We start from the raw sequence: 17974 nt of genomic DNA, 5'->3' as shown, positions 1-17974 counted from the left end.
AATTACCTCTCCTCTATATTCATTTCTGTATTTGGATCAAACAATGTTACTTTACTCATATCAAACTTAATATTTACTATACTTTGTTCTGGTCTTTTATAACTTTTTACAGTCAGCATTTGTTGATTGATTTTTCCAATAAGACTGTAACTTTCTCCTAAATTTTCAATATCTTCAATTTCAAATCTTATTCCTGTTGGTTCTTCCGTTATATAAATTGCTTCAGGACGAATACCTACTAGTAGCGAAAGACCTTCATAGAGCTCTAAATTTTGTTGATTTAAAGTCTTCGCATCTATATATAGTTTAGAATCAAATATGAGTTGGTTTTTCTCATACTTTGCATCGAGGATATTCATCGGTGGCGTACCGATAAAACGTGCTGTAAACACATTACTCGGATGATTATAAACATTTTCCGGTGTATCGAACATTTGTATTTCACCCTTATCAAATAATGCAATACGATCAGCTAATGCCATTGCCTCTAATTGATCATGTGTCACAAAAATAAAAGTATGCTGATACATATCATGTAAATGTAATAACTCTCTCCTAGCAGATACACGCAATAACGCATCTAGGTTAGACAGAGGTTCGTCTAATAAGAAATAAGAAGCATTCTTAACGACTGCTCTGCCTAAAGCAACTCTTTGACGTTGACCACCTGAAAGTTCACTTGGTTTACGTTCTTTTAAGTGATTTAAATCCAATATAGAGAGTGCTTGATTAAGGCGTTGCTCAATATCTTCTTTGGGTATTTTATTACGTTTTAATGCATAGGTAATATTCTTCTCTACGCTCATATGTGGATATAACGCGTAGTTTTGGAACACCATTGCAATATCTCTTTCTCCCGGAGCATAATTTGTTACATCCTTATCATCAAATAGTATTTGGCCGTCTGAAACACTTTCTATGCCAGAGATCATTCTAAGTATTGTAGACTTCCCGCAACCAGAGGGGCCTAAAAACACTACGCGTTCCCCATCATTTATTTTCAAAGTTAAATTCTCAATCACTTTAGTGTCACCAAATGATTTGCATAAATTTTTCAATTCTAAAGTACCCATTGTAAACCTCCTATTTAATCCCACTTGCAGTGAATGTGTCTATAATCATACGTTGGAACAATAAGTATACGATGAGTGGAATGGCCATCGTTAAGACACTCAAGGCCATCGCTACTGTAAAATTAGTGCCACCTTCTGAGCTTACAAACAATTGTAATGCTAAAGGTAATGTATAATTTGCTTCACTTTTCAACATTAAGTTTGGCCATATATATTCATTCCATGACAAGATAAAAAACCAAATACTTGTTGATGTCAGTGCAGGCTTAGTAATTGGCACAATCACGTCCTTCATCGTATGCCAAACTGAAATATTATCCACTTGCAAAGAGTCTAACAATACTTTTGGTATATTACGCATAGATTGCGTTAACATAAATATGCCAATCGCATCTGCAAGCTGGGGTAAAATAACTCCCCACCATGAATCTACAAAACCTAAACGCGCCATAATAATATAATTCGGGACCATCGTGACAGTAAATGGAACAAATATCGTTGCTACGAGTACCATATAAGTCACTTTTTTAAATTTGAATTGATAGAAAACAATAGCGAACGCTGCTAAAAATGAAATGATTACTTTCACTATCGTGATCACACTGGCAATTACGAACGTGTTTGTTGTAATTTGCAACAATGGAATATCGTTAATTAATTTGTCGAAATTCTCCATTGTAAATGGTAATGGTATTAAATTAATCATAGAATCATACGCGTGGCTTAGTTTTTTGAACGAATTACTTACTGCAAAAATAATTGGATAAATCGCTAATAATATACATGTGATGAGTACGATATGTGCGATAGAAGATTTAGTTTTCATACTTTACTCTCCTCTCAACCACTAAAAACTGAATCAGTAATAGTGAAAAGAAAATAATCAATGTAATTGTCGAGACAGCAGCAGAAACACCTGTTTTATATAAGGTGAACCCTTCGTGATAAGCGTGATAAATTAAATTACTACTTTGATAATTGGGGCCGCCTTTTGTAATTACACTGATAGGCGTAAAAACGTACTGCAAACCTTGTACTATAGTCATAATTAAAATGTAAAAACCGGTCGCCGAGCTCATAGGTAGAATAATATCTATAAAAATACGTGAAGGCTTCACGTTATCTATTTTTGCTGCTTCAATCATCTCTCTTGGTATGCCAATAATACTGGAATATAAAACCAAGAAATTATACCCAAAGACTTTCCACGCTACAATCAAACTAATGACAAAGATGACCCAACCATTCGTTGTCGTCCAATTTGGTATCGATACGCCAAATATCCCTAGCACTTGTGCAACAGGTCCCGACACTGGGTTAAGTATCCACAGAAACACCATCGCACCTACAACAAGTGAAATTACAGAGGGTATAAACAATACAGTTTGATAAATACGTTTTCCTTTGCCAATAAAGTAATCTACAATAAAAGCAAAAATATAAGTCATCACTGTATTAAATACAACTAGTAAGGCAATATAGGCAAATGTCTGACCGATAATCATATAAAACTTAGTGTTTGTAAAAAGCTCAATATAATTATCTAAACCTACAAATTCTTTGTTTGTTTTAACCATGTTCCAATCAAAAAAGCTTAAATATACGGTATAAATCAAAGGTATAATATTAAAAATTAAAATAATGATTACAGATGGTAGTAATAATGCATAAGGCAACCATTTTTTATTCATTACTTGTACCTCCTTAATTGGTTAATCTAATTCCTGATTAATTCTATTTTGTGTTGCTTCCATGGTTTCCTTTACATCTGCATCTTCCCCGAGTATTTTATCTCGCATATCAATAAGTTGTTGCTCAGCTTCTAAACCGCTATTACCAGGAAATGCCGCCCAAGGCACAACATCACTCATTTGATTGATTGCTGGTCGCATCATCTTATTTTCTTCAACATAAGCTTTTAAACCTTTCGGGTTATCTACAACATCATTACGTGGCGGCACGTATCCCGTCCCTTTCGTCCATTTCGCCACATTTTCAACTTTGTATAGATATTTCATAAACTTCCACGATGCTTCTTGCTCTTCTTTACTATCTGACGTAATGCCTAGCATTGCACCACCTGCGGGGACTGCTTTCTCTTTACCTTTCCAACTTGGTATTTCAATCGCTTCAACATCAAATGTTGCATTATCTTTAATGTGTTTTTGTTTCGCATTTGTTGTAAATAGCATACCGACTTCACCATTGATAAAACTTTGTTGACCTTGTTCGTCATTAGTATGTAATGCGGACTTATTGTTCACCATATCTTGCATCATTTGATACGCTTCTACACCTTCCTGGTTTGCAAATGATGCTTTGCCATCTTTTACGATATTGCCCCCATTACTATCAACGATTGCTTGTTGCGCCCAACTATCAGCAGGCTCTTGTATAAAGATGCCATATTGATTTGTGGTTTCTTTAATTTTTTTTGCATAGTTTTGAACTTCTTCCCAAGTCTTCGGCCCATTTTCATCAAGATGCGCTTTACGTAAAATATCTTTATTTATAAACATAACTGGACTACTAACAGAATATGGTAGTCCTAGTTGCTCTCCGTTTTCATCCTGGGCAATTTTTAAAACCTTGTCATCAAACTTTTCTTTTATAAACTTTTTATCTTCTGGAAATGATTGATTGATAATCTCTTCGGGTGATGTATATTCAAAGTTGTCTTTGTAATAATTTTTAAAGGACCAGCCTATTTGTACAACATCTGGGGTTCTACCCCCTGCTGCTTCAGACATCATATTCTGTATCAACCCTTTATACATATCTGGATTATATTTAGCTTGCACATAGACGTCATCACTTTGTTTATTAAAATCATTTACAAGTTCTTTTACTGTTTTTCCACCTTGAGTTTCAGCGTTGACATGCCAGTACTCAATTTTCACTTTGCCATCTTTTGTCTCTTCCTTACTCCCTTCAGCGCTACAACCTGCTAAAAACAGTAATGTTATACACAAGAGAAAACTAAATTGCTTCATTCGCCTTAATCCCTCCAAAAAAAATAGCCAAATAAACGTGTCAATACACGCTTATTTGGCTCTCCAATTGCCTATCACTTCACTTGTTATGTTTAATGTAACAAATGTATATTAATATTTATTGATGCTCATGTAAAAAATCAGTAAATTCTCTCTTCCACATTGCTTTATTTGCAGTCGATACACCTAAAGCGCCATCTTCAAGCGCTTGAGTTAAATAAGTTTCACTATCTACTAATCCACCCATAATAATAGGTATTTTTACTTTTGATTGAATAGATTCAATTAAAAATGAAGTAATCGTTGGCATCATTTCTAACATATCAGGCTGACTTACTTTAGCAGTATTTATAATATTTTCTTTCATATCGTGATCGGCTAAAAAGAAACGTTGAATTACGAAAATATCATTCTTTTTCGCTAATTTTACATGGCTCATTTTTGTCGTTATGATACCTTCCGGTTGAATCATTTGTTTTATATATTTAAAACCAAAATCATCTAATTTTAATCCTTTAATCTTCTCCACATGAATATAAACATCAATTCCATTTGACTGATATAGCTTCACATACTCTTTAATATTTATAAAATTACCAGTTAAAATAAATACTGCTTTCAAGTTATCTTTGTATTTCAGTACCTTTTCAAGTTGGTTTTCTTTGGTAACTGATGCAATCACTACTTTATCCTCTTTCATTTTATCCTCCACATTTTAAAGATTTAATACATGACTTCCCTCTATATTTTCTCTTAGACTCTTTAAAATTCAATTATATATTAGTCGAAATTAAATCTGGTAGAAAAACATAATATATAGCTCAAAAATAATAATATCGCTCTTCAATTAAAATTATATTTATTTTCTTATTAGTCATTTAATAACTTTGATTATGCTTGTTATTACAAAATTTTAAATATTATGGAGGTGAATATTCATTTACTTGCAACGATAAACATATTTATTCAAAGTAAATAATGAAGAAACCTGAATAAATTATGATCACTTTGAGTTAACACCTTTGACTTTTTTAGAAATTACAGTAATCCCACTGATCAATGTAATAAGCATTACGCTTAATATGTATATACCATTAATAATTCCAAAAGATAATAGTAAAAGGTATGTTAATAAAAAACACGTTTTGCACAAGCCAATGTATCACTTAAAATACCTCCAATCATGGGAGAAGAAGCAAACGTAATTCCTGAAGTGCCTGACAATAACCCAAAAGCTATTGCTTTTTATTTAAAAATAGTTAACCGCACTATAGAAGCGCCTCAATCCAAACGGAGAAAGAGTAATTAAAAACAGGGCTGACTTTTTATGTCAGTCCTGTTTAGTATAGAGCCATAAAAAATATTATAGTTTAATTTTTTTCGTAGCTTTCATCAATATACACTTTTGCTTTTTCAACATCTTCTTTATTTCTTATTAAAAGAGATAAGTTCCCAGTCCCCCAATGATTGATATTTGTCATATCACGCATAAATCCTTTTTCAATAACCGTCTGTTCTATGTTTACTTTTACAAATACAATAATTCTTTGTTGACTTGGATGTACTTCAAGACAAGCAAAATTTTTGATTCTTTTGAACGCGAAATAATGTTTCAATTCTTTAAATTGAACATCATCACCTTTGCTCATCATATATTCATATAATTCATAGTATAAATCTGTTAATTTTTCATTAGCCGATTCAAGATTTTTTGAAGTATAAGAACTGTTTTCTGTATCTATTATTTGAGAAGCACTTTTGACATTTTTTTCTTTATGACTCGTTGTAAATGTTGCATTTACTAAGTCCAATAATAAAAACTTATTTTCAAAATATTTATATCGATATAACTCTATATTACGATTAATTTGTTTCACAGCATGCTCATCATATTTTGTAAATCCACCAGCAATACATAACAATCTCGGCGATGCCCACTCAATTTTATCAGAAACCTCCTTACTCAATTGATTCATTACAAGCAACTCAAACTCTGCTTTATGGTCCATTAGCCAGTCCAAATAAAACAAACCTTGATTAATAACATTCTCGTTTGTCGTGCGTTTATACTCAATAATTACAGGAGAATAATTTTCATCAATACCCAAAGTATCAATTCTACCTGAGTGGTTTTTCCCTGTAGAATATTCACTTGCTAAAAAGTTAATGCCTAATAGTTGCTCTGTATTACATTCAATAATATTTTGTAATGATTTTTCAATCGCAACAGACTCCCCTACAAGTTCATAAGTATTGTTCACTTCAATATTAAAAAGTTTTACATCTCCCAAAAGAAAAACCACCTTAATTTAAAAATTCATCACCATTGTATATGCTAATTTAACTGTACAGTTCATCCCAAAAATTATAAAAGTTCACTTGAATATTTAAATTTTTGTTTACATAATAGGGCTTTATCAGAACTACACAAACATCTTCTGTAAAAATCCTTTCTTACGTTCTTTTAATAATTCAACTTTATTGAATTGCTTATCAATAGACTTATCAATTTTTTTAAAAAAGTTACCGATTTTTTCTTGTTCAACTAATTTAGGCAAATTCACTTTTATTTCATAAAACAAATCTAAATTCAAATTCCTCCTAACAACGCTAGCTCCTTGTTCTGAAGCCTGACCATATTCATAAATATATCTAGAAGTCTTTAATAAATATTTTAGAAACTGGAAAGTCACTTTTGAATTGAATTCATATATTCTATATGATGGCGAGACAATTCCGATTTCAAATTGATCATTGAAATTTATATTACCTAGCCATAAATTCTGTGGGCTTATAACCATTTGATTTAACCTTAAAATTTTATATCCTGTATTATCCTTACTCCCAATTTGCTTCTTAAAATAATCAGATTGATTTACCAAACCATTTTTTGTTGAAGACAGTAACAGATATTGGTCATTTAAAGTTGATTTTTGATTTATTTCCAGCAGTAAATTACCTAAATTAGTTCCTTCCCATTCTGAATAATTATTACCATTTTCATCTTTGAATCGGAATTCTTGTGAGAAAATTTTTTGCATATATCCCCTTTTCTGTTCCTCTAACTTCTCTAATTTTTGTTCTTCCAAGTCGATTTGGCAATCGAGTTTGCTGAAGAAGTTACCAATCTTTTGTTGTTCTTTTAAACTAGTGATATTAAACCTCATGTTTCCAACTAAATTCCAGTCAGCTCTAGGCATTTTAGAACCAGATGATTTATTAGTTACTTCTTTAAATTTATTGGTTTGAATAAAGTAATATAAAAATTCGTTAGATAATGTGGAACTGTATTTAGAATCCAAAACCCAAATTTCTGAAGTGCATACACCATCAAAGTTAGGAAAATAATACTTATTTAAATATGGTCGAAGTTTACTATATAATACTTGGTTTTGCGTAAATACGTTCTTTTGGCTACTAAAGTCGTTTGAGGTGTAATTTTTTATTAATCTACCTGTATTAGATTCAATACTATCCAATTCTATATCAATAAGAGCTTCAGTTTTTTTCGGAGTATATTTAGAACTTTTATTTGTTACAACATCACCAAATATATTTATACTCCATTTCTCACTAAACTCTGGGAATCTTAACTCAGGTACATTCTTAGTTTCATTAGTCATGTTTTAACACTCCTAATTCATTTAGGTAACTATTAATTTCTTTTTCAATATCTACGATTTCACTATTTATTTGATCCAGGTCCATTTGAACTTGTGCTAAATCAATTGCTTCTTCTTCTTCAAATGTATCTACATACCTTGGAATGTTAAGGTTATAGTCATTTTCTTCAATTTCTTCTAAACTTGCTATATATGCATATTTTTCAATAGCTTGACGTTGCTTATATGTTGATATGATTTTTTCGATATGTTCTTCTAACAAGAAGTTTTGATTTTTTCTTTTTTCGAAGTCTTGAGATGCATCTATAAATAATACATCACGATTACTTCTGTTCTTCTTAAGTATAATAATTGTTGTTGGAATAGGTGTACCATAAAATATATTCGCAGGTAATCCAATAACAGCATCTATCGATCCTAATTCTAATAAGGTTTGACGGATAACGCCTTCAGCACCACCTCTGAAAAGTACCCCATGAGGTAAAACAATTCCCATTGTGCCTGTATCTTTTAAATGGTAAAAACCATGTAAAAGAAAGGCGAAATCAGCTTTTGATTTAGGTGCTAATCGACCAAAGCGTTCAAAGCGAGCATCTGATAAAAACTTGTCTGATGCTGACCATTTTGCTGAATAAGGAGGATTCATCACGACAGAATCAAATTGATGGGGTTCTTCTGTTGGCCAATCAGAGTCTAAAGTATCGCTATTTTTAAGACGCATACGGTCTTTATCTACACCATGTAGAATCAAGTTCATTCGTCCTAGATTATACGTTGTCGTATTCAATTCTTGACCGTGATAGTTTATTTGTTTCGGATTTTTTATAAATCGACGAATATTTAACATTAATGAACCCGACCCCATTGTCGGATCGTAAATGTGGAAGGGTACGCAATCTTCTTGATCAATAGCTGTGATTTGTGAAATAATATGCGAAACAGCTTGTGGTGTATAGAATTCTCCAGCTTTCTTACCTGCACTAGCCGCAAATAATCCAATCAAGTATTCATAAGCATCACCAATGACGTCGCCACCATGTTCAAATAAATCAATTTCATCTAGGGCACGTAAAACTTCCGTAATGGTTACATTACGTTGTTGTATTGTTGAACCAAGCTTTGTGGAATCAAGGTCAATATCCGCAAATAAACCCTTAAAAAGTTCTCCTTGCTGTTCTAATGCGGTAAAACCTGCTTGTAAATGTCTCAATTCAAATTCATAAGTGTCTGATTTTTTACGTAAATTATAAAATAATTTATCAGGTTCAATAAAATATCCTTTTTGTAATTGAATGATTTCTTTTATGTCTTCTCTATCTTCTTCATACCATTCAGATAATATCCTATACTGCTCATCTCGATCTGGATAAGTAATTGTTTGTCCGTTTTCTTGTTCATATACTTCACGAAGTTCAGCATCTGAAAGATATTTATAGAAAATCAGTCCAAGTAAATAGTTCTTATATTCACTAGCATCCATTTTACCGCGTAAAATATCCGCAGATGCCCATAGTTGTTGTTTAAGTGTTGTTGCCATTATAATTCCTCTTTCCATGTTTGAATAGTATCAAATAAATCAGTTAATAATTGTTCTATTACCTTTGTACGACGGCGATATTTTTCGCCTGTTTTATATTCAAAATCTTCTTTAGTTATCTCCATTGTATCTAACAGTTGTGGTAAATAAGGAATATCTTTTTTATCACTTTGATATTCATTTAGAGCAGATATTAAAGTCTCATAAGACAAGCCATATTCACTAGACTTTTCTTGTGTTAATTCATGAATTTTACTTTGTATTTTTCGAATTTTAAGGTCAACAGCGTCAATATCGTCGCTTTTCTCTAGTAGTTCTTTTCTTAAATCATAATACATAGATTGGACTTGAGGATCTTTACGTTTAATTTCTTTATCAAATTTATCTATCGCATCTGGATTATTGTTTTGAATATCTTTCAATAATTGATTGATATAAAAACTATCTACAGTATCTTCATGACTTGCATTTAAGTTTGATGAAAATTCGATGTCTTCTAATAATTGTTCTATTTCTTTGTTACCATCTTCAACAGCTTGTGATTTAATAGCTGCACGTAAATTTTCTACTTTGCCTTTATATGTGGGTATTTCGTCCGTTATGTGTTCTAATGATTCTGCGTCTTCTTCAAAATCATCGTAACTTTTGAGTGCTTTAAAATTCTTTTCTAATTGTTGAAAGGCCCTAACTTGATTTATCATAGCCTTTAAATCATTAGGGTTTTCTTCTAATTCAGTCTCTGCTTGTTGATAGTTGTTTACTAATTCATCAAATTCTGAACGTACTTCTGTATATTCTTTTGGGATTAAATCTTTGAAACTTTGCTTTTCATTTGAGAATAACTCAAATGTCTTTGCTACATTTTCTTTCATTAAAGTAGGCTTTCGAAATGTTACAATCATACCGTAATCTTTTCCAGGGTAAATACGATTCGTACGAGAAAAAGCTTGTAGAAGCTTCTGATATTTCATTTCACGATCAATATACAGTGTTTGAATAGTAGGAGAGTCAAAGCCTGTTAGTAATCGATCTACTACAATGACTAAATCAAGCCACTCTCCATTCTTTTGATATTGTCTTTCTTTACGTTCTAATCGTTTATTAATATTTTTATTATAGAGTTTTTCATCTTTATAGGGAGTACTATTAAATAATTGACTATACTCCTCCATAATTTTTGATAGCTCATCATTTGAAGTATTGATGTCTTGTTGATCTGGATTTGTAGAAAATGTAATAGCTACTCTCGGGAATCCGGAATCAATTAATTGATGGCGTTCATCATATGGTCGTCCTGTAAAGAGTGTGCCGTTTTCTTTCATTTCTTGTAACATATAGTAAATGCGCTTTGCCTGTTTGATTGAATGGGTTGTCAAAATAGCTGCCATAGTGGGGTAACCATTTTGGACATTAAATTTTTTGATTATGCTACGACGATTGAAGATTTTATGTAACATAGCACGAATATGGTCGTCATTTTCATATATTTCCGTCTTCAATAATTTTTCCTGTTGCAATAAATCTTCAGGGACATTTTTATTATTAAGTCGAGAGACCATTTCAACTTGCTCATCATTTGTTAGTAATGAATGATATTCTACTTGAAAACCGAGAACTGCTTTGTCATCTATTGCATTTTTAGTGGTATAAGCATGTAATAAAGGACCATATTGTTGGTCTGTTGTTCGTGCGTATGTCCCATTTTCTTGTTTTTGATTTTCTTCAAAAATAGGTGTACCTGTTAAACCAAACCAAGTTGAATTAGGTAGTATCTTTTTAATACGGCGCATTTCTTCATCACTCACCGCACGATGTGCTTCATCAACGATAAAAACAATATGTTCACCACGTAATTTTTCAAAACGATTTATACCTTTTAAATTACTTTCTTCTTGAGCTGATCGCATCGCTGCTGATAGTTTTTGTATTGTTGAAACTAAGATAGTATTATTACTTTTTTTCGAAAGTAAACTTTTCGTGAGTTGTCTTTGATTTTTAATACCTACAATAAGCGTGTTATTAGGTGCATCTCCAATGCTTTGACCCGTATGGAATTCAGAAGCGAATTTTGTAAATTCTCCTGTCGTTTGTTCATCTAAATCAGTTCTGTCCACTATCATAACAGTACGATCTACACCGATTAAATTTTGAGCTAACAATTTAGTCGCAATGAAACTTGTTATAGTCTTACCTGAACCAGTTGCATGCCAAATAAACCCACCTTCATGCTTCGCAGCATTTTCGCGAATTTTACGTATTGCATGTATTTGATATGGACGTAACACCATTAGAAATTTTTGACTCTTATTGTCATCTACTAAAATAGAAAATTGGCTAATGAGTTCGTGAGCATTAGGAATACGCAATACTAAACGCGTGAAATCAAATAAATTTGGAACAGGAACATTATCTTCTGTACGCCAATTAAACAAGAACTTTTCTGTGCGTTTATAAGCTTCAGGTGTATTGTGACTAGGACGAGCAAAATAGCGAGTATCCACTTTGTTTGAAACCACGAATAATTGAATTGCAGCATAAATCCCATTAAAAAAACCATTTTCGTCATATCGTTGGATTTGGTGAAAAGCTTGTATAAAACCATCTTTAGCTGTTTCACTTTTTAATTCTATGTGAATGACTGGGAGACCATTAATTAATAGTGTAACGTCTCCGCGTGATTTACGTTCTGTATCCGGAACAATTTGGTTAACTACTTCATATGACGAATTTCCGCCAGCAATATCTTTATTTCTAAAAACTTCTAATGTTATTTTTTTACCACTGTCTCGTTCTAAAGTAATTTGAGCAGTGCCATTTTCACCACGTAACCATTGTGAAGCTAAAAATGGAGACGCAGTTAATCTACGAAATTCTACTTTAATATTTTTAAATTCATTATCTGTGATAGGTTTATCTTTTAATATAGATAGATTTATACGATTCAAATGTAATTTGAAATTATTCCATAAATCAGATTCTGTTTTAATATCTTCTCTATAACGCCATTGATTTTCTTTTTCACTTAATATTTGTATAAATTGATTTTCAATTTTAAGTTCCTTTGTCATTTGTACTCCTACTATATGTGTGACTTTATATGTATAAATATTGATGAATATAATTAAATAATTCTGGGTAGTATTGTTAGATTACTTATGTATAGTTTGAATATATCATAAAAAATGAAGTACAGTCGCAATTTTTTCAGATATTGTTGAATATGTAACTCTTATTTCTAATTTAATGTGTCATAGTAAATTGGCGAGAATTAAAAGTTAGATTTTAATTAGTTTATTATAGTAGAGAGTGTATTTTAGTTATAAGTATAAGAAGTGATGGAAGTAAATTTTATATACTTTGAAAAGAACGAACTTATGAAGTATTCAATATTAGATTATCATCTTCAATTAGTCTCATCGCAACAATAAATGGTATACTAATAATGAAAAGTTGAAAAGTAACTTTTAGAATTTTATATATTTAGGGGATTAAAATCCGGGTATTTTATATTCATAATATTATTGACTACAATTTTAAGATTTAGATTTTTGAAGGAGATGCCGCCTATGGAGAAATTTAAAAAAGTGTTGGAAAACGTAATATTAGTATATGATTTGACGCAAGTATCAATGAATATGGATGTAATGCCCTGAATATATAAGTAACAATGAAAAAATGAAGAGCATTAAAAATAATATCATTTGAAATGCTCGAAAGCACTTAACGAATAAATCGTTGAGTGCTTATTAGTAATATCACTAATAAGGGGAACCTTATCAAAAACCACATCACTTATGATACGCTTCTGCTTATCGAGTATTAATTAGGTTTTATTATTACATACACACCTTATCTTAACCCTCTTAGTAATCCTTAAAAGTTGCAATATAGAAAAACAGCTAGTTTATAGTATTTCCATTTAAAGGATGCAGTCTCTTTAATAATTATTAGGTAACTAAAATAAAATTGCTGTTTTTTTACATTGCATTGTCACTTTCTATCCTTCTATAAGTTTTTCTATTTCTTCAAATATATCTTTTAAAAATATTTTATATTCCTTTTTAATAGGTAGAGTTTCCTGATCTTGTAATTCTTTAACTACTGCCCATTTAAACATATTTTCGTCAGCTTTTTCTAATGTTTTTCCTCGGTAACTATCAATTAATTTTTTTAATCCTTTTGTAAATTTAAAATCTCCTATTATTCCTTTTCTTTTAATTGCCTCTTTAATTCCAAATACCTTTTCTACTACTTTAAATATAAAATCTTCTTCAAATATATCTTCTATTTCTGCTTCCTTTTTATCTAGTCTAGGTATATAGAAATATTCTGTCTCACTACCTGATTCTTCTTTATTTATGTCTTTAGTTGCATCATCATTATCTAATAAGCATATTATTTTACAAAGTCCTGCTTCATAAATTGAAACTCTCGTTGATAAATTACGAACGCCTTGAATCGAATCTATAAAAAACCTTCCATCATCAATATAAGATTTTAATTTCGGGTTATTTTTTGATATAAATTCCTCTACTATATACTTATCCGTATCTCCTTCTACTAATAATACTAGTTCTGAGCTAAGCAAGTTTTCACTAAGAGACACACCTAACTCACTTCTAATCTTGCGAATATTAGTATTTTCTTGTATTCTTCCTTTATTTAAAATTTTGTTATTGGTAATTTGGTTTCGATCCACAAAAATCTGATGATGAGAGCATATTAATGTTTGATGATTCAAAGTATCATTCTTAATTTTACTTTTAAGTTCTCTAATTGCTCCTGAATGTAAATGTGCTTCAGGTTCATCTATCATTAATAATCTATTGCTCGACTCACTTGTTTGTAATATAGATAGAGCAATTAAACTCTTTATTCCATCGCCCTTATTTTTTATGCTCGTTAATCTACCATCATCAATATGTATATCAATATCTCTTGAGTATCCATAATTTATTACAGGTCTATCATTTCTTAAAGATACAACCTCTATAGAAGTAATATTTTTTAAATATCTTTTTAAATCTGGTTCAATTTGTGAAGATAACTTTTTCAACTCTTGATCTTGTAGTTCATTTACCAAACTAATTGCTTCATTATATTCCTCTCTAAGCCTCAAGTCTTTTAACCTTTCTTTCACAGCATTTTGAACGATTTCAGTAGCAGTTTCTTCTGTTCTAATTGAGGGAATATAATCAATACCAAAGTTTTCTATTATAAATGCAACACTAGCATGGATGTTTTCAGGTGACATTAAAAACCTACCATTTATGTTTAATTTTATTTTACAATTATAAAATAAAGACTCATCATACTTTACTTCCACGTAAATTTTATCAGTTATTTTAGTCTTACTCTTCATTAATCTATTAAGTTTCACTTTTTCTTCAGATGTTAAATTAAAATATAAACCAATTGTGATAATTTTACTTTTATTCTTTGAATCTATAGTTATATCATCTTCAATTTCTTTATTTGTATTTGAAAAAGCAGTACCGTTATATTTAATTCTAAAACCATTTTTCTTGTGTCTTAACCTTATGGAAGTATAAGAATATGTAGAAAAATCTCCAATAATATTCCACGCTCTATAGATAGCTTTCATAATGTTTGATTTACCTTCATTGTTTTTTCCAAATACTACACTATAATTAGATAAATTTAATTTGGCTTCACTGATACTTCTAAAATTTTCGATATAAACATCACTTATTTTCATTTTTCACCTTTCTTTACTCATTATTTTATTATATTTCAAAAATATTCAGACAAATATTAATGTTTATGATGGTATCAAAATTCCCCTCACCTATTTATGATAACTTTCTGCTTATCGCTTGGTGATGCGGTTTTTTGATGAATATTTCTTTATTTTAAGCAAATAATGTAATCTCCGCTTTGAAAGGGTTATAGCTCAGTTTAAATCTTTGGAGTTGGAGTTGGATTTCAATTTCATCGGTAAACTCATTTCCTGAAAGAGTCTCACCTCGTATCTTTACAAGTAATTTTGGTGGGTTAACAATATAGCCAAATAGATAGAAATTTGTAGCATAACTAAATTCACTTGGTATACTAACTAAAAGATGATTTTCTTTAGAAACCCCTTTTATTTTCATTTGTTTTGTATGTGTATAGAACGTAATTTCTTTGTTTGAAAAGCCCCATTTATCATGTTCTGAGTAAAGATGACATATATTGTCATCTCAATTCTACTCTCTTTTTTTAAATAAAGTAAATTAAGTTAAAGATAAATTTATCTTATAGTATAATAAATATAAGTAAAATCTTAACTAAATGCACTAAAAACAAGATTAACAAAAGTTAATCACTAATTTGAAAGGATCTAATGTTATGAAACCTTTTGTTATCGACGAAAACTGTTTTGACATTGAATATAACAAATTACTTACTGAGATCAATATATTTGATTTTTCAAAGGTTAATACTTTAGTAAGTGGATTTGAGCAAATAGGTTCGAATGTCCCCTCCGCTATCAATTCAATACATGATACTTGTGAATATTTTTGCAATTCTTTTGTATGTTTGAAGTATGCACATAAAAATTTACCATATACAAATAACCTAGAGAAAAATTATTATTGGGTATTTTATTATCACAACATAACTCTTCATTTTTTACATACTATACACGATTTAATGTATATCTTGATAAGAGAATTAACCCATTCTTATGAAGTTAAATTAGAATTAGGTTTTAAAAGAGAATTAGTAGGCAAATTAAAGGCTTCTGACAATGAAACTTTTAAAAAATTAGGAAATATACTTAATAAAAACAGTCCTATTCGTACCGTAAAGTATAGAGATGAATATACTCATAACATAACTCCATACCGATTAAATAGCCATCCCGAGAAAGATGAGCATGGAATTGCTTTTTTTAAAGCTAATAAACCAATGATTAATGATATTGAGGAAGCTATAAAAGACATAGAGTCTGATTTAGAAAAACTGCAAAAAAAGGCTAAACATATTAAAACAGCACTTACCATCTTATAATAGTTATACCATTCAAAATTCACCCAAAAATATTAATATTTTATAGAAATGGATGATTAGTATGATAAAGAACAAATGGAAAATAGAATTATGGTTTCAGAAATTCAACTATTTTATACATAAAATCAGCAATGAATTTGTACCAGAAAGAATCACATTTAATGAATATAACTTAATTAAAGGACAATCATTACCTAATGAAACAGTTTATATTAGTTACTTCGTAAATCAACCAGATCAAATTATTGAACAACATACAGTAAAATCAGATTCAAACGGTATATTTACTGACAATGTCCCAAATATATATCAATCGGAAATTTTTAAAAATGATAAATTATCATTTTTTATAGATAGTCAAAGTAAAATCGATATTGATGATATATCACAAGAAATCGTTGAAGAAGGCTCTTCCGTTCTCCTATTCTTAGATTTAAAAACAATAGAATCATACTTTGATGAATTCTTACTTGCCATTTCAGACAAAACAGAATTTGCTAAACAAACTGCAGAAAATGTAAAAAGACAAATAATGGGTAAGATAAATCTTAAAAAATGGGATATTCAATTTAAAATGAATAAAAACAAAGATAAATTAAATTCATCTTCAGAATTCAACAAACTTAAAAATGAAATTATAAAGAACCATCAAGACTTAACTGCAGAATCATATAATGACATTTTAATAAGTGATTTCTTAACTAAATATTTTGTATATAAAGAAAAGCAGGACTCCCATCTGGAAAAAGACATATTAAGTCAAAATAAGTCAAATTACTTTATAAAATTAATTAATAAAAACTTAATTAAACAACGAAAAAGTGACTCCCAATATTTTGACATTGCAAATAGTATTAAACCGTCAACTCATAAAAATGATTCTTTAGAACAATCTGACAATATCGATCAATTCAGACAAGCTGCTATTGGTGTTTCGCTTTATCTATACGATAAAAATGACCCTTACTTTAAATTTATTCGCAGTATTGCAAATGAAAGCTTGCGCAGAAAAACAATAACTGTTGATGACATTATACAGTCAAAAGAAAAAATTGATGAATTCATGAAGAAGGAACATCTAATCAGTTATAATAAACTCTATTATAAGACAACTATTGAAGATACGTTTCATTTCACCCTATTTACTGCTATTTCAGATTTATTAGACGAACTAGTTCAAACTGTGAGTACCATAATGCAAAAAGCAACAGAGCAAGACATACTAGTATCTTTACATATAATAAGTAATCTTAAACAGGACTTAAAAAGTTGGATTGAAAAATACGATCAAAAATCACAACATATAGAAAATTTAATTAATGGCTATGCTAGAAATTCAAATCTAAAAGCGGTAATTGCTGAAACTATTCAAATGAATCGCAAACTAACTTCAACTATTGAAAGTGAACTACTTTCAACACTTGCTGACTATGACATAAGCACATTTTATAATAGATATGGTTTGACCTCTAATCCTAACGATTTTCGTGATACATTAATGACTCAACTTATTAGTAAATTTTATGAATCACGTTTTAAAAACAGTAAAAAGCATAGAAATATTTATTTTTAATAAATTAATTGCCTATCGAATACATGTATTCGATAGGTATTTTTTCTTTTAAACCCCTTTATATCAGTGTCCTAAAATTCCCCTGGAAAATTTGAAACTAAGCCTACTTGTGAGGGATTAGTATGTAATTACATCAAATTTGATGATTTTAATTATTA

At 30.1% G+C, this 17974-nt stretch carries 12 protein-coding genes; 2 read left to right on the top strand and 10 right to left on the bottom strand.

Going from position 1 to position 17974, the window contains the following annotated elements; genetic code table 11:
• Positions 1–2: 2 nt before the first annotated feature.
• The 10 genes from J5E45_RS05640 to J5E45_RS05595 form a co-directional block, all read right to left on the bottom strand.
• Entirely contained in the window at positions 3–1073 is a 1071-nt protein-coding gene (locus J5E45_RS05640) for an ABC transporter ATP-binding protein (protein ID WP_039067887.1), read from the bottom strand.
• 10 nt (positions 1074–1083) lie between these two features.
• Positions 1084–1899, bottom strand: coding sequence for a carbohydrate ABC transporter permease (locus J5E45_RS05635; protein WP_101094108.1), 816 nt, complete (start codon positions 1897–1899; stop codon positions 1084–1086).
• The gene (locus tag J5E45_RS05630; protein ID WP_101050653.1) at positions 1889–2764 is read right to left on the bottom strand and encodes a carbohydrate ABC transporter permease; all 876 of its coding nucleotides are present in this window, start codon (positions 2762–2764) and stop codon (positions 1889–1891) included. The genes J5E45_RS05635 and J5E45_RS05630 overlap by 11 nt, the downstream gene beginning before the upstream one ends.
• Positions 2765–2785: 21 nt before the next feature.
• Positions 2786–4066 (bottom strand): ABC transporter substrate-binding protein, encoded by a 1281-nt coding sequence (locus J5E45_RS05625; RefSeq protein WP_208181774.1) that lies wholly within the window; start codon positions 4064–4066, stop codon positions 2786–2788.
• A 118-nt stretch (positions 4067–4184) separates the two neighbouring features.
• The gene (locus J5E45_RS05620) at positions 4185–4766 is read right to left on the bottom strand and encodes a glycerol-3-phosphate responsive antiterminator (protein ID WP_207606424.1); all 582 of its coding nucleotides are present in this window, start codon (positions 4764–4766) and stop codon (positions 4185–4187) included.
• A gap of 670 nt (positions 4767–5436) precedes the next feature.
• Positions 5437–6357 carry a DUF5655 domain-containing protein gene (locus J5E45_RS05615; RefSeq protein WP_208181773.1) on the bottom strand — a complete coding sequence of 307 codons (921 nt, stop codon included), beginning with the start codon at positions 6355–6357 and terminating at the stop codon, positions 5437–5439.
• 132 nt (positions 6358–6489) lie between these two features.
• Complete coding sequence (locus J5E45_RS05610; protein ID WP_208181771.1) at positions 6490–7689, bottom strand: restriction endonuclease subunit S; 1200 nt, start codon at positions 7687–7689, stop codon at positions 6490–6492.
• Positions 7682–9226 (bottom strand): type I restriction-modification system subunit M, encoded by a 1545-nt coding sequence (locus J5E45_RS05605; protein ID WP_208181770.1) that lies wholly within the window; start codon positions 9224–9226, stop codon positions 7682–7684. The genes J5E45_RS05610 and J5E45_RS05605 overlap by 8 nt, the downstream gene beginning before the upstream one ends.
• Positions 9226–12294 carry a type I restriction endonuclease subunit R gene (locus J5E45_RS05600; protein ID WP_208181769.1) on the bottom strand — a complete coding sequence of 1023 codons (3069 nt, stop codon included), beginning with the start codon at positions 12292–12294 and terminating at the stop codon, positions 9226–9228. Before J5E45_RS05600 ends, J5E45_RS05605 begins: the two co-directional genes overlap by 1 nt.
• Positions 12295–13223: 929 nt before the next feature.
• A complete protein-coding gene (locus tag J5E45_RS05595; RefSeq protein WP_208181768.1) occupies positions 13224–14945 on the bottom strand; it encodes an ATP-dependent nuclease in 1722 nt (573 codons plus the stop codon).
• Positions 14946–15577: 632 nt separating this feature from the next.
• On the opposite strand from J5E45_RS05595, the gene J5E45_RS05590 reads away from it, so the two are divergent.
• On the top strand, positions 15578–16243 hold the full coding sequence (locus J5E45_RS05590) for a Cthe_2314 family HEPN domain-containing protein (RefSeq protein ID WP_049371022.1): 666 nt from the start codon (positions 15578–15580) through the stop codon (positions 16241–16243).
• A gap of 61 nt (positions 16244–16304) precedes the next feature.
• Entirely contained in the window at positions 16305–17816 is a 1512-nt protein-coding gene (locus tag J5E45_RS05585) for a hypothetical protein (RefSeq protein WP_208181767.1), read from the top strand.
• Positions 17817–17974: the final 158 nt, after the last annotated feature.

Source organism: Staphylococcus shinii (assembly GCF_017583065.1).
Taxonomy (GTDB): Bacteria; Bacillota; Bacilli; order Staphylococcales; family Staphylococcaceae; genus Staphylococcus; species Staphylococcus shinii.
The sequence above is the reverse complement of the archived record's forward strand: the minus strand, read 5'-3'. Positions and strand labels throughout refer to the sequence as shown.

Coding starts and splice junctions, on each gene's coding strand:
- J5E45_RS05640 (WP_039067887.1), bottom strand. CDS start 1,073: ATGGGTACTTTAGAATTGAAAAATTTATGCAAATCATTTGGTGACACT.
- J5E45_RS05635 (WP_101094108.1), bottom strand. CDS start 1,899: ATGAAAACTAAATCTTCTATCGCACATATCGTACTCATCACATGTATA.
- J5E45_RS05630 (WP_101050653.1), bottom strand. CDS start 2,764: ATGAATAAAAAATGGTTGCCTTATGCATTATTACTACCATCTGTAATC.
- J5E45_RS05625 (WP_208181774.1), bottom strand. CDS start 4,066: ATGAAGCAATTTAGTTTTCTCTTGTGTATAACATTACTGTTTTTAGCA.
- J5E45_RS05620 (WP_207606424.1), bottom strand. CDS start 4,766: ATGAAAGAGGATAAAGTAGTGATTGCATCAGTTACCAAAGAAAACCAA.
- J5E45_RS05610 (WP_208181771.1), bottom strand. CDS start 7,689: ATGACTAATGAAACTAAGAATGTACCTGAGTTAAGATTCCCAGAGTTT.
- J5E45_RS05605 (WP_208181770.1), bottom strand. CDS start 9,226: ATGGCAACAACACTTAAACAACAACTATGGGCATCTGCGGATATTTTA.
- J5E45_RS05600 (WP_208181769.1), bottom strand. CDS start 12,294: ATGACAAAGGAACTTAAAATTGAAAATCAATTTATACAAATATTAAGT.
- J5E45_RS05595 (WP_208181768.1), bottom strand. CDS start 14,945: ATGAAAATAAGTGATGTTTATATCGAAAATTTTAGAAGTATCAGTGAA.
- J5E45_RS05590 (WP_049371022.1), top strand. CDS start 15,578: ATGAAACCTTTTGTTATCGACGAAAACTGTTTTGACATTGAATATAAC.
- J5E45_RS05585 (WP_208181767.1), top strand. CDS start 16,305: ATGATAAAGAACAAATGGAAAATAGAATTATGGTTTCAGAAATTCAAC.